Origin of the sequence: Streptomyces sp. 2131.1, assembly GCF_900105515.1 — a bacterium.
Taxonomy (GTDB): Bacteria; Actinomycetota; Actinomycetes; order Streptomycetales; family Streptomycetaceae; genus Streptomyces; species Streptomyces drozdowiczii.
The window spans coordinates 5,972,399-5,993,131 of the sequence record NZ_FNSY01000001.1 but is presented as its reverse complement, the minus strand read 5'-3'; the positions used below and the strand labels follow the sequence as shown (position 1 = coordinate 5,993,131).

The window sequence follows — 20,733 nt, the reverse complement described above, 5'->3', positions numbered from 1 at the left end:
CCGCCCCTCACCTGCGTCCTAGAGCAGGCCGAGCTGGGTGACGAGCATGGCGACGACGACCACGAGGGTCCAGCCCATCACGTGCTCGAGGAGCTTGGGGCCGTCGTCGGGGCCACCGGTGCGGGCGCGGCGGCGGGCGGCGGTGAGGGTGGCGGCAGTCGCGCTCATGGCATCTCGTTCGGTCGGCCGGGCAGAAGATGTACCCGGCACCCGGCCGGGACCCGACCACAGTGCCAGCCCGGCGCGCCCCTGGGTAGAGATGTCCGTCACTGCCCCGGGACGGCCCGGTGTGTCCCGGGCCGCCGCCGCCCCCGCGACGTGCGCAAACCGTACGGACGGGAAGGCGGGCGCGGCCCCGGATGTGCCGCACACCACATCGTCGGAGCCGGCGTGCCTCCTACGCCGCGACCGCGGTCCGGCTCACACCAGCCCGAACGACCTCAGTGCCCAGCGCTGCGCCGGGCTCGGTTGGGCCGGCCAGTAGACGTAACAGACCCCGCCCGTGCCGCTCTTGACGTTGCCGTTCGCGTCGTACCGCTTCGTGCGCAGCCAGATCGTCTCCCACTCGTGACGCTTGTAGACGTGGCGGACCGCGTCGTCGTTCGGGGAGGCGGGGTCGTTGGCGATGACGTCGCCGTCCGCGGTGAAGCCGATGACCGTCATCAGGTGGCCGGAGGTGCCGTAGCCCGCGCCGGTCAGCTCCTCCTTGAGAAAGGACTGCGAGGTGATGACGGGGATGCCCGCGCGGACCAGGGTCTCCACGTCCTTCAGGGACCCGAGGCGGGTGACGGCGGAGCTCATGTCGCGATACGTGGCCGCGTAGGCGGCGTTGAAGGGCCAGTTGCCGCAGCCCTCGTACTGGTTGTCGTACGTGTAGCGCGCGGCGTGGCAGACCTGGGGATCCTGTATGCCGGGCTCGACCCAGGCGAGGTCGGCGGCGGAGGGCCTGCGGCCCCAGTACTCGATGATCATCTGCGATGAGGTGGGGCTGCACCACGCCTCGCCGCCGTTGTCGTACTCCGGGTACTGCCCGACGTGGACGTTCTGCGAGTAGCGGGGCACCGCGAGTTCGCGGACCAGGCCCGGGGTGCTCGCCGGCACCGTGAAGCGGTCCGGGATGTCCGAGGCCATCGCGCCCACGCGCCACACCGTCGGCGTGAGCCGGGTGCCCGGGGTGCGGTACAGGGTCAGCCGGAGGCGGTACGACAGCAGGCGCAAGCCGCTCGCGGCGTCGTCGACCGAGAAGGTGTCCGTCCAGATGGAGCTCTTGCCGTCGCCCTGGTCGTCCACCGAGGTGCGCCGGATGTCCCCGTCACCGGCGGCCCAGCGGCCCATCACGTACCAGGGGGTCTCGGTGCCGTCCGAGTAGCGGCCGGACAGTTCGATCCGGATCCAGGTACCGGCCGGGGTGTCCGCGTTCCAGGAGGCGATGACCTCGGTCGCGGGGACGGACGAGCGGTGCACCGGCGAGGTCCAGGTCGCGTACTCCCACGTGGCGGTGGTGCCGGTGTGCGGGTCGGTGTAGTCCGTACGGCCCAGCGGGTGCGCGATGGCGAGGCCCGCGCGGCGGCCGGCGACCGCGCGGGTCCCGGCGGCGTGGCCGAAGCGCCAGTCGGCGTACGTGGTCCAGGCGTGGTTGTCCACGGAGGGCGGCGCCGGCCTGTCGCGACGCGGGGCGGCGGACGCGGAGGCGGCGGACGACAGCGCTCCGGCGCCGGCGGCCGCGGCGATGGCGGCGGCGAGCACGGTACGGCGTGAGGTGGGACTGGGCATGGGCGAGACCCCCGGTCGTCGGCGGAATGGGGCTGCGGTGCACGACAGTGCGCCAACTATCGCGGTTCGCGTCCCGGTTCGGCCAGCGATTCGACCCGTGCCGATCGATCAATATTGGTCTCTACCACTGACGTGACCTGCGGCTGGGCCGAACGGGCTACCGCACTCCCCGGCTCGTAGGCTGGGCGCATGGACGACCTCGCTCCCCTCGCCGCCCGGCTGCGCGCCCTCCCGCCGTCCTGCGGGCCGGTACGGCTGATCGCGGTCGACGGGCACGCGGGATCGGGCAAGAGCACCTTCGCCGGCCGGCTCGCGGCGGCACTCGGCGACGCACCCGTACTGCACCTGGACGACCTCGCGACGCACGAGGAGCTGTTCGCCTGGACGGACCGGCTGCGCGAGCAGGTGACGGGACCGCTGTCGCGCGGCGAGCCCGCGCGCTACGCGCCGTACGACTGGACTGCACGCGCTTTCGGACCGGTCAGGACCCTGGAGCCGGCTCCGGTGATCGTCGTCGAGGGGGTCGGGGCCGGCCGGCGCGCCCTGCGGCCCCTGCTGGCACGGCTGTTGTGGATGGACCTCGGCCCCGAGGAGTCCTGGGAACGCGGCCGGCGGCGCGACGGGCCCGCGCTGCGCTCCTTCTGGGACGGCTGGACAGCGGCCGAGACGGCGCACTTCTCGGCCGACCCGTCGCGCCCCTGGGCGGACGCCCTGGTACGGCAGTTGCCGGTGGGGGACGAGTGGCACGAGGGACCCGTGCAGGAGCGGTGACGAACCGTTTCGTCACCCGGTGTGACCGACTCGCGTCCCCGTACTGAGCAGCCGGAAATCGGCTCGGAACCACCTCAACTACGCTTGACCCGGGGGCGGTACAGGTCTTACGTTCTCAATGTGCGGCTTTTCGGAGCCCCCACAGACGCGAAGCCCCCGGTTGTTCCCCCGTGATCGGGGGCTTCGTCCTGTGCTCCCCGCACCTCCCCCACCCTCTCGCCCTCACCGTGGGTCACGACGCGTCCGGGGCCTGCGGCACCCTTCGTCGGATACGCACCGCACAGGTACGATGCCTCTCGGTGCGGTCAATTCCCGTCCTCGGCACAGTGGTTCGGCGCGCCTCGGCGGGCGTTCGGGCGGCGGGACATCCTGGGGGCACGTTTGTGGGGGACCTGATGGACTTCGGCACGCAGGGCGCACAGGCCCCCGCCGACCTCGCCTGGCTGCGGGGCGTGGACGCCTACACGATGGGCGCCTACCCGCAGGCCGAGGAGGAGTTCCGGGCCGCCGTGCGCCAGGACCCCGGAATGGCGGACGCCTGGCTGGGGCTGCACGCGCTGCGCGTCGACACGGCGTCGGCCCTGCTGCACATGCACCGACACCGCGACCGCTTCGGCGAACAGCGCGGCCGCCACCGGCGCACGCTCAACTCCTGGTACTGGCTGGGCTGGTGGGTGCAACCGGTCCTGGAGAGCCCCCGCGACCTGCTGCTCGCGCACGCCTCGCACTGGCTGGACGGCCGCCATGTCGCCGAGCTGGACCGGGCGTTGGCCGCGCTGCCACCGGTCGAGACCGATCCCCAGGTCCGCTTCCTGCACGCCTGCCGCTCCTATCTGGTCAAGGACTGGGAGCAGCTCGTACGCCACACCGAGCAGCTGATCGACGACCCGATGCTGGGTATCGAGGCCGGTCTGTTCGGCGGGATGGCGCGCGTGCGGCTGGAGATGTACGGGCAGGCCGAGCCGATGCTCGCGACCGCCTTGATGCGCTGCCGCAGCGAGCAGCCCCAGCGCAAGGAGCTGCGCTACTGGCTGGCCCGCGCCCACGAGGGAACCGGCCGCAGCGCCGCCGCCCTGCCGCTGTACCGCGCCGTGCACCGCATCGACCCCGCCTTCATGGACACCTCCGCGCGCCTCGCCGCCATCGCGGACTACGACGGGCTCGACGGCCCCGACGACATGTCCGGTCTCGCGGCCGTGTCCCTGACCGGTGTGGAGGCCGACGGGTTCTACGCGGAGGGCCTCACGGAGTCCGTGCCGTCACCGGGGGCCGACCAGGGGGACGGCCGGGAGCTGTCGCCGGGCGGTGAGCCCGCCGACCCGCCGGGCGTCGGGGTGTCCCCGCTCCCCGGCGGCGTACGGGCCAAGACCTCGGCGCCGGCGCAGCCCTTCCCGGCCGGGCCCAGCGACCCGGGGCTGCTGGCCGAGGCGCTGGCCGAGCTGGAGCGGATGGTCGGGCTGGAGCCGGTGAAACGGCAGGTGAAGGCCCTGTCGGCGCAACTCAACATGGCGAGGCTGCGGGCGGGCCAAGGCCTGCCCGTACAGCCGCCGAAGCGGCACTTCGTCTTCTCCGGGCCCTCCGGCACCGGCAAGACGACGGTGGCCCGCATCCTGGGCCGGGTGTTCTACGCGCTCGGCCTGCTCGGCGGTGACCACCTCGTGGAGGCGCAACGGGCCGATCTGGTGGGCGAGTTCCTGGGCCAGACCGCGGTGAAGGCGAACGAGCTGATCGACTCCGCGCTCGGCGGGGTGCTCTTCGTCGACGAGGCGTACAGCCTCTCCAACACCGGGTACAGCAAGGGTGACGCGTACGGCGACGAGGCCCTCCAGGTGCTGCTCAAGCGGGCGGAGGACAACCGGGACCATCTCGTCGTCATCCTGGCCGGCTATCCGGAGGGCATGGACCGGCTGCTCTCCACCAACCCCGGGCTCTCCTCGCGCTTCACGACCCGGGTGGACTTCCCCAGCTACCGGCCGCTGGAACTCACCGCGATCGGCGAGGTGCTGGCCGCGGAGAACGGCGACGTCTGGGACGAGGAGTCGCTGGAGGAGCTGCGCTCGATCAGCGGCCATGTCGTCGGCCAGGGCTGGCTGGACGAGCTGGGCAACGGCCGCTTCCTGCGGACCCTGTACGAGAAGAGCTGCGCCTACCGCGACCTGCGGCTCTCCGGCTGTACGACGGTGCCGTCCCGGGACGACCTGGCGACGCTGCGGCTGCCGGACCTGATGCAGGCGTACGGCGAGGTGCTGTCGGGGCGCGGGCCGGTCGGCCGGGGGCAGCAGGAACCGCCGGGCATCTGAAACCGCGCCGCCCGTCACCGGAGCGTTCCGGTGACGGGCGGCAGGGGTACGGGGACGGCTCAGCCCACCAGGGCGCCCGCTCCCTCCGGGTCCGTCGTCCGCTCCTCCGTGCGGCGCGGCTCCGCGACCCGGTGCGCCGGGTCGCGTACCTCGCCGACGAGCGTCTCCAGGACGTCCTCCATCGCCACCAGGCCGAGCACCCGCCCCGAGGCGTCCGCGACCTGGGCCAGGTGCGTGGCGGCGCGCCGCATCACGGTGAGGGCGTCGTCCAGCGGGAGTTCGGCCCGTACGGTCGCCATCGGGCGCCACAGCTGCTGGGGCACCGCGCGCTCGCGGTCCTCCAGGTCCAGGACGTCCTTGACGTGCAGGTAGCCCATGAAGGGGCCGCCGCCCTCGGCGCAGACCGGGAAGCGCGAGAAGCCCGTGCGGACCGTCAGCTCCTCGATCCGGCGCGGGGTCACGGACGGGTCGACGGTCACCAGCGACGCCCGGCGCAGCAGGACGTCGGTGACCGGGCGGCTGCCCAGCTCCAGGGCGTCCTCCAGGCGTTCCTGCGCCTCGGGTTCGATGAGGCCGGCCTGACCGGAGTCCTCGACGAGCCGGTTGAGCTGCTCGCTGGTGAAGACGGCCTCCACCTCGTCCTTCGGTTCGACGCCGAAGAGGCGGAGCACGAGCCGGGCGCAGGCGCCGAGCGCGGCGGTGACCGGCCGGCAGAGCCGGGCGAAGCCGACGAGGCCGGGGCTGAGCCAGAGCGCGGTCTTCTCCGGCGCGGCCATCGCCAGGTTCTTCGGGACCATCTCGCCGATGACGAGGTGGAGGAAGACGACGAGAACGAGCGCGAGGACGTAACCGAGCGGGTGGATCAGACCCTCGGGCAGGTGCACCGCGGCGAAGACCGGCTCCAGGAGGTGGGCGACGGTGGGTTCGGCGACGGCGCCCAGGGTCAGGGAGCAGACGGTGATGCCGAACTGGGCCGCCGCCATCATCTGGGGCAGGTTCTCCAGGCCGTACATCACCTGGCGGGCGCGGCCGGAACCGGCCGCGGCGAGGGGTTCGACCTGGCTGCGGCGCACGGAGACGAGGGAGAACTCCGCGCCGACGAAGAAGCCGTTGGCCAGGACCAGGAGTGCGGCGAAGACCAGCTGGACGAGGCTCATCGGGCTGCCTCCAGTACGGCGGTCTCCGAGGTGTCCGCACCGGCCGGCTCGGCCACGCGTACGAAGCGGACCTTCTCGGCGCGGTAGTGGCCGACCTGGCGGACCGCGATCCGCCAGCCGGGGAGTTCGGCCCGGTCGCCGGGCGCGGGGATGCGGCCCAGCAGATCGGCGACGAGCCCGGCGACCGTCTCGTACGGGCCGTCGGGCACGTCGAGTCCTATGCGGCGCAGGGTGAGGACCCGGCAGCTGCCCTCGGCGTCCCAGGCGGGCCTGCCGTCCTCGGGCGGGGCGGGGGCCAGCTCGGGGCGGTCGGCGCCCTCGGCGTCGTGCTCGTCGCGGACCTCGCCGACGAGCTCCTCGATGATGTCCTCCAGGGTGACGACCCCGGCGGTGCCGCCGTACTCGTCGACGACGACGGCGATCGGCTGCTCCTTGCGCAGCCGCTGGAGCAGCTGTTCGACGGGCAGCGTCTCGGGCACCAGGAGCGGCGGCACGGCGATCCGCCCGGCCGTGGTGCGGAGCCGGTCGGGGGCCGGGACGGCCAGGGCGTCCTTGAGGTGGATCATGCCGACGACCTCGTCGATGCGCTCCCGGTAGACGGGGAAGCGGGACAGGCCGGTGGCGCGGGTGAGGTTGAGGACGTCCGCCGCGGTGGCGGAGGTCTGGAGGGCGCTGACCTTCACGCGCGGGGTCATCACGTGCTGGGCGGTGAGCCCGGCGAGCGACAGGGTCCGTACGAAGAGGTCGGCGGTGTCCTGTTCGAGGGTGCCCGCCTCGGCGGAGTGCCGGGCGAGGGAGACCAGCTCGCCGGGGGTGCGGGCGGAGGCCAGCTCCTCGGTGGGCTCGACGCCGAGGAGGCGTACGAGCCGGTTGGCCGCGGTGTTCAGGGCGCCGATCACCGGCCGGAAGAGGCGGGTGAAGCGGGCCTGCGGTCCGGCGACGAACCGGGCGACGGTGAGCGGGCGGGAGACCGCCCAGTTCTTCGGGACGAGTTCGCCGATGACCATCTGGACGGCGGCTGCGAGCAGCATGCCGGTCACCACGCTGACGGTGGGGACCACGCCGTCGGGCAGGCCGGTCAGGGCCAGGGGTCCGTCCAGCAGCTGGGCGAGCGCCGGTTCGGCGAGCATGCCGACCACCAGGGAGGTGATGGTGATGCCGAGCTGGGTGCCGGAGAGCTGGAAGGACAGCTCGCGCAGGGCGTCGGTGACCGAGCGGGCCCGCCGGTCGCCCTCGGCGGCGGCGCGCTCGGCGTCCGCGCGTTCCACGGTGACGAGGCCGAATTCGGCCGCCACGAAGAAGCCGTTGGCGAGGATGAGAAGGAATGCCGCGCTGAGCAGCAAGAGGGGGGTTGTCATGCCGCCGCCTCCGCGGAGGGGGCGGCGCAGGTACTACCGGACGATCCGTCCATTGCTGGAGGGAGTCACTCCTCGGGTCGCAGGAAAATCCCCGCCGGCCGCGTGGGCCTTCGGGCGGGGCGGGGCGCGCACGGGGCGCCACCGCCTTCCAGAGTAATCAACGGGAGGCGGTACGGGGCAAGGGGCTGGGGCGGCTTGTCGGTCAGGGCCGGACAGGGCGCGGCGCCTGGTGCGGTGCATCGCAAGGCGCCGGAGCGTCCTGACGGCAGAGCTGTTCGGGCGTTTCGGCAACGCGGCGGGGGATGGGGCCTCCCCTGCTCGAACGCGGCTCAGAGCTTGGGGAAGTGCCGGGCGTCGTGGACCCGGCCCTGACCGGCAAGCCGCCCTCTAGCCGTTGTCCGCGCCCGTGCCGTGGTTCTCGGCGAGGGCGCGCAGGGCGCGGGCGTCCTGGATGGCCCGCTGCTTGGCGATGCCGGGCTGGATGCCGAGGGCGGGCATGCTGGTGCCGTCGCTGAGGTCGAGGAAGACCCACGGGTCGCCCACCCTCAGGTTGACGCGGACGATCTGCGCCCAGGAGAGGCGCCGGGTGCGCGTGAGGTTGACCACCGTCACGCCCTCCTCGTCCGCGACGACCTTGGGGCGGCTGAGCAGCGCCAGGACGGCGAAGAAGAGCAGCGCGGTGAAGACGAAGCTCACCCGCTCTCCCCCGCTGAGCTGTTCGAGGGTGAAGGCGACGACGGTGATGACGGCGAACATCGCCGCGCCGACGGTCAGCAGGACCACCCGGGTGCGGGTCGGCCGGAAGGTGACCGGCAGGGCCGGGGGGCCGGGCGGGGGTGTGGGGGCTGACATCGTGCTCTTCTTCCGTCCCGCCGTCAGAGCCGGCAGGCGTGGATCGCGGTGGTGAGGATGGCGCGGGCGCCGAGGTCGTACAGGTCGTCCATGATCCGCTGCGCCTCGGCGGCGGCGACCATGGAGCGGACGGCGACCCAGCCCTCGTGGTGAAGCGGGGAGATGGTCGGCGACTCCAGGCCCGGGGTGAGGGCGACGGCGCGCTCCAGGTGCTCGACGCGGCAGTCGTAGTCCATCATCACGTAGCTGCGGGCCACCAGGACGCCCTGGAGGCGGCGCAGGAACTGCTGGACCTTGGGCTCGTCGCCGGGGGCGCCGGTACGCCGGATGACGACGGCCTCGGAGGTCATGATGGGCTCGCCGATGACTTCGAGGCCGGCGTTGCGCAGGCTGGTGCCGGTCTCGACGACGTCCGCGATGACCTGGGCGACGCCGAGTTCGATGGCGGTCTCGACGGCGCCGTCGAGGTGGACGACGGAGGCGTCGACGCCGGACTCGGCGAGGTGCTTGGCGACGATGCCCTCGTAGGAGGTGGCGATCGTCAGGCCGCCGAAGTCCGCGGGGTCCGTGACGGTGCCCGGCTTCGTGGCGTAGCGGAAGGTGGAACGGGCGAAGCCGAGCTGGAGGATCTCCTCGGCCTCGGCGCCGGAGTCGAGCAGCAGGTCGCGGCCGGTGATGCCGATGTCGAGGCGGCCCGAGCTGACGTAGATGGCGATGTCGCGGGGGCGCAGGTAGAAGAACTCGACCTCGTTGGCGGGGTCGACGAGGACGAGTTCCTTCGACTCCTTGCGCTGCTTGTAGCCGGCCTCATGGAGCATCGCCATCGCAGGCCCGGAGATAGCACCCTTGTTGGGGACGGCGATGCGCAGCATGAGGTCGGGTTTCCTTTGCGAAAGGTGTGGCGGGATGACGTACGGGAGCGTGCGGGGCCTGGCTCAGAGGTGGGCGTAGACGTCGTCGAGGGAGATCCCGCGCGCGACCATCATCACCTGGACGTGGTACAGCAGCTGCGAGATCTCCTCGGCGGCGGCGTCCTTGCTCTCGTGCTCGGCGGCCATCCAGACTTCGGCGGCCTCCTCGACGACCTTCTTGCCGATGGCATGGACCCCCTTGTCCACCAGCTCGGCGGTGCGGGAGGTGGAGGGGTCGCCGTTGGCGGCCTTGTGCTGCAGCTCGGCGAAGAGCTCTTCGAAGGTTTTGTTCGCCATGATGTGCTCAGAATACGGGGTGCCGGGCCCGCACTCAGCGCCAGGGTTCGCTGACCGAGCGCAGTGTGGCGGCGGTGGCGACGGCGGCGGTGACCGCTTCGTGCCCCTTGTCCTCGTTGGAGCCCTCGATCCCCGCGCGGTCGAGTGCCTGCTCCTCGGTGTCACAGGTGAGGACGCCGAAGCCGACCGGGACGCCGGTGTCGACGGCGACCTGGGTGAGGCCGTTGGTGACGCCGTGGGACACGTATTCGAAGTGCGGGGTGCCCCCGCGGATGATCACGCCGAGGGCGACGATCGCGTCGTACCCGCGTCCGGCGAGCACCTTGGCGACGACCGGGAGCTCGAAGCTGCCGGGGACCCGCAGCAGGGTCGGCTCGTCGATGCCCAGCTCGTGCAGGGCGCGCAGGGCGCCGTCGACGAGTCCGTCCATGACCTTCTCGTGCCACTGTGCGGCGACGACCGCCACACGGAGGTCACCGCAGTTGCGTACGGACAGTTCGGGTGCGCCCTTGCCGCTCATGTCTCTCCTGGCTTCTCTGTACGGGTGACTGCTGGTGGTGCTACTGGTTGCCGCAGGTCGACGCGGTGGCCGCGTCGAGCCAGGGCAGGTCGTGTCCCATGCGGTCGCGCTTGGTGCGCAGGTACCGCAGGTTGTGCTCACCGGCCTGGACGGGCATCGGCTCGCGGCCGGTGACGGTCAGCCCGTGCCGGGTGATCGCGGCGGTCTTGTCGGGGTTGTTGGTCATCAGCCGCAGGCTGTGGACGCCGAGGTCCTTGAGGATCTGGGCGCCGGCCGCGTAGTCCCGGGCATCGGCGGGCAGGCCGAGCTCCAGGTTGGCGTCGAGCGTGTCGACGCCCCGCTCCTGGAGCTCGTACGCGCGCAGCTTGGAGAGCAGGCCGATGCCCCGGCCCTCGTGGCCGCGCAGATAGACGACGACGCCGCGCCCCTCGTCGGTGATCCGCTCCATGGAGGCGTGCAGCTGGGGGCCGCAGTCGCAGCGCTCGGACGCGAAGATGTCGCCGGTCAGGCACTCGGAGTGGACCCGGACCAGGACGTCATCGCCGTCCCCGAGGTCGCCGTGGACCAGCGCGACGTGCTCGACGCCGTCCACGGTCGAGCGGTAGCCGTACGCGGTGAACGCGCCGAAGCGGGTCGGCAGCCGGACCTCGGCCTCGCGGCGGACGGTGGGTTCGTTGCTGCGGCGGTACGCGATCAGGTCCTCGATGGAGATGATCGTGAGGCCGTGCTTGCGGGCGAACGGCACCAGCTGGGGCAGCCGGAGCATGACCCCGTCCTCGCCCGCGATCTCGACGATCGCCCCGGCGGGCCGCAGGCCGGCGAGCCGGGCCAGGTCGACGGCGGCCTCGGTGTGGCCGTTGCGCACGAGCACCCCGCCGGAGCGGGCGCGCAGCGGGAAGACGTGGCCGGGGCGCACGAAGTCGCCGGGGCCGGCCGTGCCGCCGGCGAGCAGGCGGAGCGTGGTGGCGCGGTCGGCGGCGGAGATGCCGGTGGAGACGCCGTGGGCGGCGGAGGCGTCGACGGAGACGGTGAACGCGGTCTGCATCGACTCGGTGTTGTGGCCGACCATCTGGGGCAGGTCGAGCCGCTCCAGCTCGTCGCTCTCCATGGGCGCGCAGATCAGGCCGCGGCACTCGCTCATCATGAAGGCGATGATCTCGGGGGTGGCCTTCTCGGCGGCGATGACGAGGTCGCCCTCGTTCTCGCGGTCCTCGTCGTCCACGACCACGACGGGCCGGCCTCCCGCGATGTCGCGGATGGCCTGCTCGACGGGGTCGAGCGCGAGGTCCTCGACGGGGGTCCCGTGTTCCGGGTGCAGCCAGGTGGGCTGGGCAGTCATGCCGTGGCTCCCTTCAGAGCGGGTGTCCGCGTACGCAGCCACCAGTCGCGCATGCCCCACAGGACGAGGGCGCCGTAGACGACGTAGATCAGACCGGAGAAGGCGAGGCCGCTGTGGAAGTTCAGCGGGACGCCGACCAGGTCGACGAGGAGCCAGGCGAACCAGAACTCGACCATGCCGCGGGCCTGGGCGAGCATCGCGACCAGGGTGCCGGCGAAGATGTAGGCGTCCGCCCACGGGCTCCAGGAGAGCGAGGGGAAGGCGGTGAACAGGCCGCCGACCGCGAGGGTGCCGAGGGCGGCCCCGCCGACCAGGTAGCCGCGTTCGCGCCAGGTGGCGAAGCGGACCGCTATGGAGCCGTCCTGGGCCCGCTGCCGGCCCCGGGTCCACTGCTGCCAGCCCCAGACGGCGACGGCGATGACGATGACCTGCTTGCCGACGCTGCCCGCCTGCTGGACGGAGACGTTGGCGGCGACCAGGACCACGCCGGACAGGAGCTGGGCGGGCCAGGTCCAGATCGAGCGCAGCCAGCCGAGCGCGAGGGCGATCAGGCCGACGGTGTTGCCGATCATGTCGGACCAGATGATGCGCTGGTCGAGGACGGTGAAGGCCTCGGAGTTCAGCCAGTGCAGGGCGCTCATTCCGCCTCCTCCCCGGTCCGCGGCGCGGAGTCGCCGAGCAGCCGCTCGACATACTTGGCGATGACGTCCACTTCGAGGTTGACCGGGTCGCCGGGCCCCTTGATGCCGAGCGTGGTCAGCGCGAGGGTGGTGGGGATGAGGCTGATGGTGAAGTAGTCGGGTCCGGCCTCCACCACGGTCAGGCTGACGCCGTCGACGGTGATCGAGCCCTTCTCCACCACGTACCGGGTGAGGGCGGCCGGGAGCGAGATCTTCACGATCTCCCAGTTCTCGGAGGGCCGGCGCTCCATGATGCGGCCGGTGCCGTCGACGTGGCCCTGGACGATGTGGCCGCCGAGCCGCCCGCCGAGCGCCATGGGGCGTTCGAGGTTGACGCGGGAGCCGGTCGTCAGGGCACCGAGGCTGGAGCGGTTCAGGGTCTCGGCCATCACGTCGGCGGTGAACTCGTGCTCGCCGAGCTCCACGACGGTCAGGCAGACGCCGTTCACGGCGATCGAGTCGCCGTGCTTGGCGCCCTCGGTGACGACGGGGCCGCGCAGACGGAAGCGGGAGGCGTCGTCGAGCTGCTCGACGGCGGTGACCTCACCGAGTTCTTCGACAATTCCGGTGAACACTCAGTTTTCCTTCCGGGCGGGGCCGGGAACGGCGGTGACGCGCAGATCGGGGCCGATGCGGACGGTCTCCGTCACATCGAGGCGCAACGCCTGGGCGAGGGTGGGGATTCCGGCGTCGGCGAGGGCCGCGGGGCCCGCGCCGAGGAGGACGGGGGCGAGATAGCCGACGACCTTGTCGACGAGTCCCGCGGCGACGAAGGCGCCGGCCAGGACCGGGCCGCCTTCGAGGAGTACGGAGCGCACGCCGCGCTCGTGGAGGGCGGCGAGCAGGGCCTCCAGGTCGAGGCCGGAGCCGCCGTGGGCACGCGGGAGGCGCAGGACCGCCTCGTCGGGCAGGTGGCGGGCGTCGGCGTCCTCGGCGACCGCGACCAGGGTGGGCGCGGAGGCGTCCAGGACCCGGGCGCCGGGCCGGACGACGGTGGCGCGGGTGTCGACGACGACCCGTAGGGGCTGGACCGCGCCGTCGACGCCGCGCACCCCGAGCTGGGGGTCGTCGGCGCGGGCGGTGCCGGAGCCGACGACGACCGCGTCGGCCTCGGCGCGCAGCCGGTGGACGTCGGCGCGGGACTCTGCGGAGCTGATCCAGCGGCTGGTGGCGTCGGCGGCGGCGACCCGGCCGTCCAGGCTGGCCGCGTACTTCCAGGTGACGTGCGGGCGGCCCCGGCGCACCGAGGTCAGCCAGGCGGCGTTGCCGGCCTCGGCCTCGGCGGCGAGGAGGCCCGCCTCGGCCCGGACGCCGGCCGCGCGAAGGGTCTCGGCACCACCGGTGGCCTGCGGATTCGGGTCGCCGACCGCGTAGACGACCCGGGCGACGCCGGCCTCGATGAGCGCCTGGGCACAGGGGCCGGTGCGGCCGGTGTGGTTACAGGGTTCGAGGGTGACGTAGGCGGTGCCGCCGCGGGCGCGGTCGCCGGCCGCGCGCAGGGCGTGGATCTCGGCGTGCGGGCCGCCGGCGCGCTGGTGGAAGCCCTCGCCCGCGGTCTGACCGGCGGCGTCGAGGACGACGCATCCGACGACCGGGTTGGGGCTGGTGGAGCCGAGACCGCGGGCGGCGAGCGCGATGGCTCGGCGCATGGCGGTGGTGTCGGCTGCGGTGTCCACCGGGTCCTCCTGCCTCTTCGGGCACGGACTCCGGGGCCTGTCGATGACGACAGAAGAAGCGGGAACGCACGACAGGGACGCCGAAAGCCGGAAAACACGGATGGTCCGGTGGTCCGGAATCCATCCGCCGACGGCGGCGTACCCGTGAAACGGCCCGCCGCGCACTGCCTCCCATCCGGACTTTAACCGTCGGTCCAGGAATCCCACCTGGTCAACCGGCCGCTGGATGCGGACGGGTCGCGGACTATAACCGCCGGTTCGGAATTGCACCGACCCCGGAGTGCGCTGCTGCTGGTACACGATCAGTGTGCCACGACCGGGCATGGACCATAGGGGTGAACGCTGTGGAGTGGCTCACAGACAGCCCGTGACAAGGGCTCTTTTCGGACACTCGCAGAGGAATGGATCCGATTGGTCCAGACCTATTGACGCACTGGTCTAGTCCTCTTAATCTCTGCGTCACCTCCGAGGAGCGGTTTCCTGGTGTGCGCACGCCCGGGACCCAACACGACCCACCCCCTTGTCAGTTGTGTTCTGCCGACCTCCCCAGGAGGAACCGAACGTGCTGTCCCCCACCCGTGCGAGAGCCTCGCTCCTCGCCGCCGGCGTCTCCGTCGCCGCGCTGCTGATCGGCTCGCTCGCCGCGACCCCCTCGCAAGCCGCCGACCAGGAGTCCTGTCGCCCCGACGGGCTCTACGAGACGCCGGGCGTCGCCGTCCCCTACTGCTCCGTTTACGACTCCGAGGGCCGCGAGAAGATGGGCGCCGACCACCCGCGGCGCGTCATCGGCTACTTCACGAACTGGCGGACCGGCAAGGACGGCAAGCCCGCCTACCTCGCCTCCGACATCCCCTGGGACAAGGTCACCCACCTCAACTACGCCTTCGCCCACGTCGACGGATCGAACAGGATCTCCGTCGGCGCGGACGGGCCGGAAAACGCCTCCACCGGCATGACCTGGCCGGGCGTCAAGGGCGCAGAAATGGACCCGGACCTCTCCTACAAGGGCCATTTCAACCTGCTGAGCAAGTTCAAGAAGCAGCATCCGAACGTCAAGACGATGGTCTCCGTCGGCGGCTGGGCCGAGACCGGCGGCTACTTCGACGACAGCGGCAAGCGCGTCGACTCCGGCGGCTTCTACTCGATGGCCACGAACGCCGACGGCTCGGTCAACCAGACCGGGATCAACACCTTCGCGGACTCGACCGTCGACTTCATCCGGAAGTACGGCTTCAACGGCGTCGACATCGACTACGAGTACCCGACCACCATGAAGGACGCCGGGAACCCGCTGGACTGGACGCTGTCCAACGCCCGCCGGGCCGGCCTGGTCAAGAGCTACGCCGCGCTGATGAAGACCCTGCGCGAGAAGCTCGACCGGGCCTCCGCCGCCGACGGCCACCACTACCTGCTCAGCGTCGCCGCCCCCTCGTCCGGCTACCTGCTGCGCGGCATGGAGACCTTCCAGGTCCAGAAGTACCTGGACTACGTCAACATCATGTCGTACGACCTGCACGGCGCCTGGAACGAGTACGTCGGCCCCAACGCCGCGCTCTTCGACGACGGCAAGGACGCGGAACTCGCCCAGGCGAGCGTCTACTCCACCTCGCAGTACGGCGGCACCGGCTACCTCAACACCGACTGGGCGTACCACTACTTCCGCGGTTCGATGCCGTCCGGCCGGATCAACATCGGGCTCCCGTACTACACCCGCGGCTTCAAGAACGTGCAGGGCGGCACCAACGGCCTGTGGGGCAAGGCGGCTTCGACCGACTGCCCGGCGGGCGCGGGGCTGACCAAGTGCGGTGACGGCGCCGTCGGCATCGACAACCTCTGGCACGACGAGGACACCAACGGCAAGGAGGCGCCCGCCGGCTCAAACCCGATGTGGCACGCCAAGAACCTGGAGAAGGGCATCGTCGGCGACTACGTCACGGACTACGGGTTCCCCGCGGACACCGAGCTGACCGGCGCCTACGTCCGCAACTACGACTCGACGCTGGTCGCGCCGTGGCTGTGGAACGCCGAGAAGAAGGTCTTCCTCTCCACCGAGGACGAGCAGTCCGTGCAGGCCAAGGCGGCCTACGTGGCCGACAAGGGCATCGGCGGCACGATGATCTGGGAGCTGGCCGGCGACTACGGCTGGAACGCGGCCAAGGGCCAGTACGAGCCCGGCTCCACGCTCACCTCGACGATGTACGACGCCTTCAAGAAGGCCGCGCCGTACGGGGCGAAGCGCTCCACCATCGACCTGCCGACGCAGGCGCTGGACATCGACGTCTCCTTCGGACAGTTCCCGCTGGGCGACTCGAACTACCCGATCAGCCCCAAGCTGACGATCACCAACAACACGAAGGCGACGCTGCCCGGCGGCACGGAGTTCCAGTTCGACTACTCCACCTCGGCGCCCGCCAACGCCAAGGACCAGTCGGGCTTCGGCACCACGATCGTGCGCAGCGACCACTCGGCCGCGAACAACGTGGGCGGACTGAAGGGCGACTACAACCGCGTCTCCCTGAAGCTGCCGTCCTGGCAGAGCCTGGCGCCCGGCGCGTCGGTCCAGGTGGACTTCGTGTACTACCTGCCGACGTCCACCCCGTCCAACTGGACCGTGACGTTCGGTGGCAAGTCCTACGCCCTGGCGGCGGACCTGGCCCGCGGCACCACGGTCGTCGAGCCGGGCACGGGCTCGACCCCGACGCCGGACCCCTCGGGCTCGACCGGCCCCAGCCCGGACCCGTCGGGCGGCACCTGCGCCGCGGCGGCGTGGAGCGCGAGCGCGGAGTACGGCGCCGGTACGACGGTGAGCCAGGACGGCCACCAGTGGAAGGCGAAGTGGTGGACGAAGGGCGAGAAGCCCGGCTCCACGGGTGAGTGGGGCGTCTGGCAGGACCTCGGCGCCTGCTGAACCCTGCCTCTCGAGCCCGTCCGGCGAACCGGTTCCGTCCTCAGCCGCCGGACGGGCTCGACCGTGGCGCGAACAACGCGTCCTGCGCCGCCTCCCGCGCCGCGAGCAACGCCCCCCGGCGGACCGCCGTACCGCCGAGGAGCCCCGCCCGGACCTCCGTCCGCAGCGGGGACATCGACTCCAGCCGCCCCGCCACCCGGGCGGCCAGCGCCTCGCCCCCCGCGTGCCCCACCTCCCCGGAGAGCAGGACCAGCCCCGGGTCGAGCACCGACGCCACCGCGGCCGCGCCCAGCGCGATCCGGTCGGCGGCAGCGGCAAGGAAGCCCTCGCTGTCGCCCTCCCCCGCGAGCGCCGCCCGGACGGCCGCCGCCGCGCCGGGCTCCTGGCCCCCCGCCGTCACGGCGATGCCGTGACCGGCGGCCAGTTCGCAGAGCGGGACCGAACCCGCCAACGAGTGAAATCCCCCGTCGCAGTTGACGGCCGAGGGCGTGCCGGTCGTGCCCGGCACCGGCAGGAAGCCGATCTCGCCCGCGCCGCCCGAGGCCCCCCGGCGCAGCTTCCCGTCGAGCATGACCGCCGCCCCCACCCCGTGGCCGAGCCAGAGCAGGACGAACGTGTCGTGGTCGCGGGCCGCGCCGGCGCGGTGCTCGGCGACGGCGGCGAGGTTCGTCTCGTTCTCGACGAGGACCGTCGCCGGCAGCCGTTCCTGGAGCGCCCGGACGAGGCTGCGGTGCCAGGCGGGCAGGCCGGAGCTGTCCCGCAGCTCCCCCGTGACCGGGTCGATGAGCCCGGGCGCGCCGATGCCGACGCTGTGCAGGGGCGCGCTCCCCGCGCTGCCGACCGTGGTCGCCAGCAGGGCGACGGCCTGCTCCACGGCGTCGTCCCCCTCGGTCTCACTGCCGATGGGCAGCGTCGCCTCGGCCAGTGTCGCGCCCAGCAGATCGGCGACGACGACGGCGACGCTGTCGGTGCGCACGTCCAGCCCGGCCAGCAGCGCGCGGTCCGCGACGATGCCGTAGAGCCGGGCGTTGGGCCCCCGGCGGTCGGCCCCTGTCTCTCCGACGACATGGATGAGACCCGCGTCCCGGAGCCGTTCGACGAGGTCCGCCACGGTCGGCCGGGAGAGCCCGGTGAGGGTCTTCAACTGCGTGGCCGTCAGGGGGCCGTCCTGCTGGAGATGGCGCAGGGCGAGCCGGTCGTTGATGGCCCGGGCGGTGCTCGGTGATGCGGGCATACCGGAATCCTTCCAGATCACCGCCGAGCCCGTAGCGCGGACGGTCTATTTATCAGGCAGGGTTCCTGATAGTTTACTGCCCGCATCGTGGAGAAGGCTTCAGGGGAGGGACACGGCGGTATGACAACGGAATCCACGGCTACGGCCTTCGGCATCGGCGAGGTGCGGCGGGCCAGATACGCCGTCGCGGCGGTCTTCACCGTGCACGGGGCGGTGACCGGCAGCTTCGCCACCCGGGTCCCCTGGATCCAGGACCACGCGGGCGTCAGCGCCGGGCAGCTCGGCATCGCCCTGGCGTTCCCCGCGATCGGCGCCTCGGTGGCCATGCCGCTGGCCGGGGCGGTGAGCCACCGCTTCGGCGCGCGGACCGCGCTGCGCGGGCTGCTGTCCCTGTGGACCCTGGCCCTGATCCTGCCGTCGCTGGCCCCCAACCTGCTCACGCTGTGCGCGGCGCTGTTCGTGTACGGGGCGTCGGCCGGCATGTCCGACGTCGCGATGAACGCGCTCGGGGTCGAGGTGGAGAACCGTCTCGACAAGTCGATCATGTCCGGGCTGCACGGCATGTGGAGCGTGGGCGCCCTGATCGGCTCGGCGGCGGGCACCGTGGCCGCCCATGTGGGCGCGGACGCCCGGCTGCACCACGTGACGGCGGCAGTGATCCTGACCCTCGTGGGCCTGGCCGCCTGCCAGTGGGTGCTGGACCTGCGCAGCGAGCCGGACGATGAGCCGCCGCCGCGGTTCGCGCTGCCGCCGAAGTCGGCCCTGGTCATCGGTGCCGTGGGCTTCTGCGCGGTGTTCGCCGAGGGGGCCAGCCTCGACTGGTCGGCGGTCTACCTCCGCGACACGCTGGACAGCTCGGCCGGTCTCGCGGCCGCGTCCACCACCGCGTTCGCGCTGACCATGGCGGTCGCCCGGATCGCCGGCGACCGGGTCGTCGACCGCTTCGGCGCGGTGCGCACCGTACGGGCCGGCGGCGTCCTGGCCACGCTCGGCGGGGTGCTGGTGGTCACCGCGCCGCACGTGGCCCTCGCGATGTGCGGCTTCGGGCTGATGGGGCTCGGGATCGCCGTGGTGGTCCCGCTCGCGTTCGCGGCGGCGGGACGCAGCGGGCCCAGGCCGGCCCAGGCCATCGCGGGCGTCGCGACGATCACGTACACCTCCGGCCTCATCGCCCCGTCGGCGATCGGTTCGCTGGCCGAGGCGACCTCGCTGGTGGTGTCGTTCGGCCTGGTGTCGGTGCTGGCGTTCGGTCTGGTGCTGGGGGCCGGGGTGCTGCGGGCCGGTGACCGCAAGCCGGTGGCCGGGAGCGCGGTCGTCGACGTACCGGCGGCCGAACGCCGCCCCTGACCTGCCCCGGCCCCAGGCGACCGGCTAAGCGGAACGGGTGGGTCCGGCCGAGGGGCGGGGGCCGGGCCCCACTAGCATGGCGCTGATCTTTTCCGCGATGAGCGCCGTGTCCCGCCGATACGGGCTCATGCACCTACACACAGGGAGCAACCATGGGCCTCGGCGTGCGCTGGACCCTGCACGGCGACGGCAAGAGCCTCGCACCCGGCGAGGTCGTGAGGCCGGACGAGCGGCTCGCCTGGGGGCGCACGGCCGGCCTCGGCGCACAGCACGTGGTCTCCATGATCGGGGCCTGCTTCGTCGCCCCGATCCTGATGGGTCTGGACGCCAACCTCGCCGTCATGGCGTCAGGTGTGGCCACCATCCTCTTCCTTCTCATCACCCGTGGCCGCATCCCCAGCTATCTCGGCAGCAGCCTGTCGTTCATCGGCGTGGCCGCGGTCATCAAGACCCAGGGCGGCGACGCGGCGACGCTCACCGGCGCGCTCCTGGTCGTCGGCGCGGTCCTGTTCCTGTGCGGGGCGGCTGTCCGTGCCCTGGGCGCCCGCATCATCCACGCGATCCTGCCGCCCGTGGTCACGGGTGCGGTGGTCATGCTGATCGGGTTCAATCTGGCCCCCGTCACCGCCGGCACGTACTGGCCCCAGGACCAGTGGACGGCGCTGCTCACCATGCTCTTCACGGGCTTCGCCCTCGTCGTGCTGCGCGGCTTCTGGTCCCGCATCGCGATCTTCCTCGGCCTGGCCTTCGGCTACCTGGTCTCCTGGATCCTCGACCGCGTCTTCGGCAAGATCCACTCCCCCGCCGGAGGAACGGAGTCGGTCGACCACTGGCGCCTCGACCTCTCGGGGGTGAGCAAGGCCGACTGGGTCGGCTTCCCCACCTTCCACGCCCCGAGCTTCTCCCTCTCCGCGGTTCTCGTCGCCCTGCCGGTCGTCATCGCGCTCATCGCCGAGAACGCCGGACACGTCAAGGCCGTGGGCGAGATGACCGGCGACCCGCTGGACGACCAGCTGGGCACGGCGATCATGGCCGACGGCGCGGCCACCGTCCTTTCGACGTCCGTCGGCGGTCCCGCCACGACCACGTACGCCGAGAACATCGGCGTCATGGCCGCCACCCGCGTCTACTCGACGGCCGCGTACTGGTGCGCCGCCGGTTTCGCGATCCTGTTCGGGCTCTGCCCCAAGTTCGGTGCCGTCGTGGCCGCCATCCCCGGCGGAGTCCTCGGCGGGATCACCGTCATCCTCTACGGCATGATCGGCCTGCTGGGCGCCCAGATCTGGGTCCGCTCCCGCGTCGACCTGTCCAACCCGCTCCACCTCGTACCCGTGGCCGCGGGGCTCATCGTGGGCATCGGCAACGTCAGCCTGACGCTCACCGACAACTTCGAGCTCAGCGGCATCGCGCTGGGAACGCTGATCGTCGTCATCGGTTACCACGCCCTTCGGGCCCTGGCACCCGCCCACATGAAGAGCGAGCCGCCGCTCACCGAATCGGACCGTCCGGTTCAAGAGTGAATGCGAATGCGGTTCTTCCACTCACCCCATGAATACGCATCACATCGCGAGCTTTCGCATCCGAGATTCACCGAAAGCCGCAGCCAATTC

General features: G+C 72.0%; 18 protein-coding genes and 1 riboswitch. Of the genes, 5 read left to right on the top strand and 13 right to left on the bottom strand.

The features are described 5' to 3' along the window. Nucleotides 1-18: 18 nt before the first annotated feature. Both BLW14_RS34050 and BLW14_RS27050 read right to left on the bottom strand, forming a co-directional pair. The gene (locus BLW14_RS34050; protein WP_107468448.1) at nucleotides 19-168 is read right to left on the bottom strand and encodes an SCO1431 family membrane protein; all 150 of its coding nucleotides are present in this window, start codon (nucleotides 166-168) and stop codon (nucleotides 19-21) included. 252 nt (nucleotides 169-420) lie between these two features. Further along, nucleotides 421-1,773: a peptidase C39 family protein gene (locus BLW14_RS27050; protein ID WP_093709754.1), complete on the bottom strand. Its 1,353-nt coding sequence runs from the start codon at nucleotides 1,771-1,773 to the stop codon at nucleotides 421-423. Nucleotides 1,774-1,962: 189 nt separating this feature from the next. On the opposite strand from BLW14_RS27050, the gene BLW14_RS27045 reads away from it, so the two are divergent. Then, nucleotides 1,963-2,544, top strand: a complete 582-nt coding sequence (locus BLW14_RS27045; RefSeq protein WP_093709753.1) for a uridine kinase family protein — start codon at nucleotides 1,963-1,965, stop codon at nucleotides 2,542-2,544. 395 nt (nucleotides 2,545-2,939) lie between these two features. Continuing rightward, nucleotides 2,940-4,844, top strand: coding sequence for an AAA family ATPase (locus BLW14_RS27040; protein WP_177154109.1), 1,905 nt, complete (start codon nucleotides 2,940-2,942; stop codon nucleotides 4,842-4,844). A gap of 59 nt (nucleotides 4,845-4,903) precedes the next feature. Here the strand turns inward: BLW14_RS27040 and BLW14_RS27035 are convergent, their stop codons facing one another. From BLW14_RS27035 to ribD, 10 genes are all read right to left on the bottom strand, one after another. Beyond that, entirely contained in the window at nucleotides 4,904-6,001 is a 1,098-nt protein-coding gene (locus BLW14_RS27035) for a hemolysin family protein (RefSeq protein WP_093709751.1), read from the bottom strand. Continuing rightward, nucleotides 5,998-7,359, bottom strand: a complete 1,362-nt coding sequence (locus BLW14_RS27030; RefSeq protein ID WP_093709750.1) for a hemolysin family protein — start codon at nucleotides 7,357-7,359, stop codon at nucleotides 5,998-6,000. The genes BLW14_RS27035 and BLW14_RS27030 overlap by 4 nt, the downstream gene beginning before the upstream one ends. A 387-nt stretch (nucleotides 7,360-7,746) precedes the next feature. Further along, a complete protein-coding gene (locus BLW14_RS27025; protein ID WP_093709749.1) occupies nucleotides 7,747-8,211 on the bottom strand; it encodes a PH domain-containing protein in 465 nt (154 codons plus the stop codon). Between the two features lie 23 nt (nucleotides 8,212-8,234). Further along, nucleotides 8,235-9,083: an ATP phosphoribosyltransferase gene (gene hisG, locus BLW14_RS27020; RefSeq protein WP_018524274.1), complete on the bottom strand. Its 849-nt coding sequence runs from the start codon at nucleotides 9,081-9,083 to the stop codon at nucleotides 8,235-8,237. A 63-nt stretch (nucleotides 9,084-9,146) separates the two neighbouring features. Next, nucleotides 9,147-9,419, bottom strand: a complete 273-nt coding sequence (locus tag BLW14_RS27015) for a phosphoribosyl-ATP diphosphatase (RefSeq protein WP_093709748.1) — start codon at nucleotides 9,417-9,419, stop codon at nucleotides 9,147-9,149. A gap of 34 nt (nucleotides 9,420-9,453) precedes the next feature. Further along, nucleotides 9,454-9,939, bottom strand: a complete 486-nt coding sequence (gene ribH, locus BLW14_RS27010) for a 6,7-dimethyl-8-ribityllumazine synthase (RefSeq protein ID WP_018524272.1) — start codon at nucleotides 9,937-9,939, stop codon at nucleotides 9,454-9,456. A 40-nt stretch (nucleotides 9,940-9,979) separates the two neighbouring features. After that, the gene (locus BLW14_RS27005) at nucleotides 9,980-11,278 is read right to left on the bottom strand and encodes a bifunctional 3,4-dihydroxy-2-butanone-4-phosphate synthase/GTP cyclohydrolase II (protein WP_093709747.1); all 1,299 of its coding nucleotides are present in this window, start codon (nucleotides 11,276-11,278) and stop codon (nucleotides 9,980-9,982) included. Further along, nucleotides 11,275-11,919 carry a nicotinamide mononucleotide transporter family protein gene (locus BLW14_RS27000; protein WP_093709746.1) on the bottom strand — a complete coding sequence of 215 codons (645 nt, stop codon included), beginning with the start codon at nucleotides 11,917-11,919 and terminating at the stop codon, nucleotides 11,275-11,277. Before BLW14_RS27000 ends, BLW14_RS27005 begins: the two co-directional genes overlap by 4 nt. After that, complete coding sequence (locus BLW14_RS26995) at nucleotides 11,916-12,533, bottom strand: riboflavin synthase (protein ID WP_093709745.1); 618 nt, start codon at nucleotides 12,531-12,533, stop codon at nucleotides 11,916-11,918. The genes BLW14_RS27000 and BLW14_RS26995 overlap by 4 nt, the downstream gene beginning before the upstream one ends. Then, nucleotides 12,534-13,634: a bifunctional diaminohydroxyphosphoribosylaminopyrimidine deaminase/5-amino-6-(5-phosphoribosylamino)uracil reductase RibD gene (ribD, locus tag BLW14_RS26990; protein WP_093709744.1), complete on the bottom strand. Its 1,101-nt coding sequence runs from the start codon at nucleotides 13,632-13,634 to the stop codon at nucleotides 12,534-12,536. It abuts the gene before it with no gap. A 157-nt stretch (nucleotides 13,635-13,791) separates the two neighbouring features. Continuing rightward, nucleotides 13,792-13,922, bottom strand: a riboswitch (FMN riboswitch). 274 nt (nucleotides 13,923-14,196) lie between these two features. Here ribD and BLW14_RS26985 point away from each other — a divergent pair. Further along, a complete protein-coding gene (locus tag BLW14_RS26985) occupies nucleotides 14,197-16,542 on the top strand; it encodes a chitinase C-terminal domain-containing protein (protein WP_093709743.1) in 2,346 nt (781 codons plus the stop codon). 40 nt (nucleotides 16,543-16,582) lie between these two features. Here the strand turns inward: BLW14_RS26985 and BLW14_RS26980 are convergent, their stop codons facing one another. Continuing rightward, nucleotides 16,583-17,776, bottom strand: a complete 1,194-nt coding sequence (locus tag BLW14_RS26980; protein WP_093709742.1) for an ROK family transcriptional regulator — start codon at nucleotides 17,774-17,776, stop codon at nucleotides 16,583-16,585. Nucleotides 17,777-17,896: 120 nt separating this feature from the next. Here BLW14_RS26980 and BLW14_RS26975 point away from each other — a divergent pair, with 120 nt between their 5' ends. Then, a complete protein-coding gene (locus BLW14_RS26975) occupies nucleotides 17,897-19,123 on the top strand; it encodes an MFS transporter (protein WP_093709741.1) in 1,227 nt (408 codons plus the stop codon). A gap of 152 nt (nucleotides 19,124-19,275) precedes the next feature. Beyond that, nucleotides 19,276-20,643 carry a uracil-xanthine permease family protein gene (locus tag BLW14_RS26970; protein WP_093709740.1) on the top strand — a complete coding sequence of 456 codons (1,368 nt, stop codon included), beginning with the start codon at nucleotides 19,276-19,278 and terminating at the stop codon, nucleotides 20,641-20,643. Nucleotides 20,644-20,733: the final 90 nt, after the last annotated feature.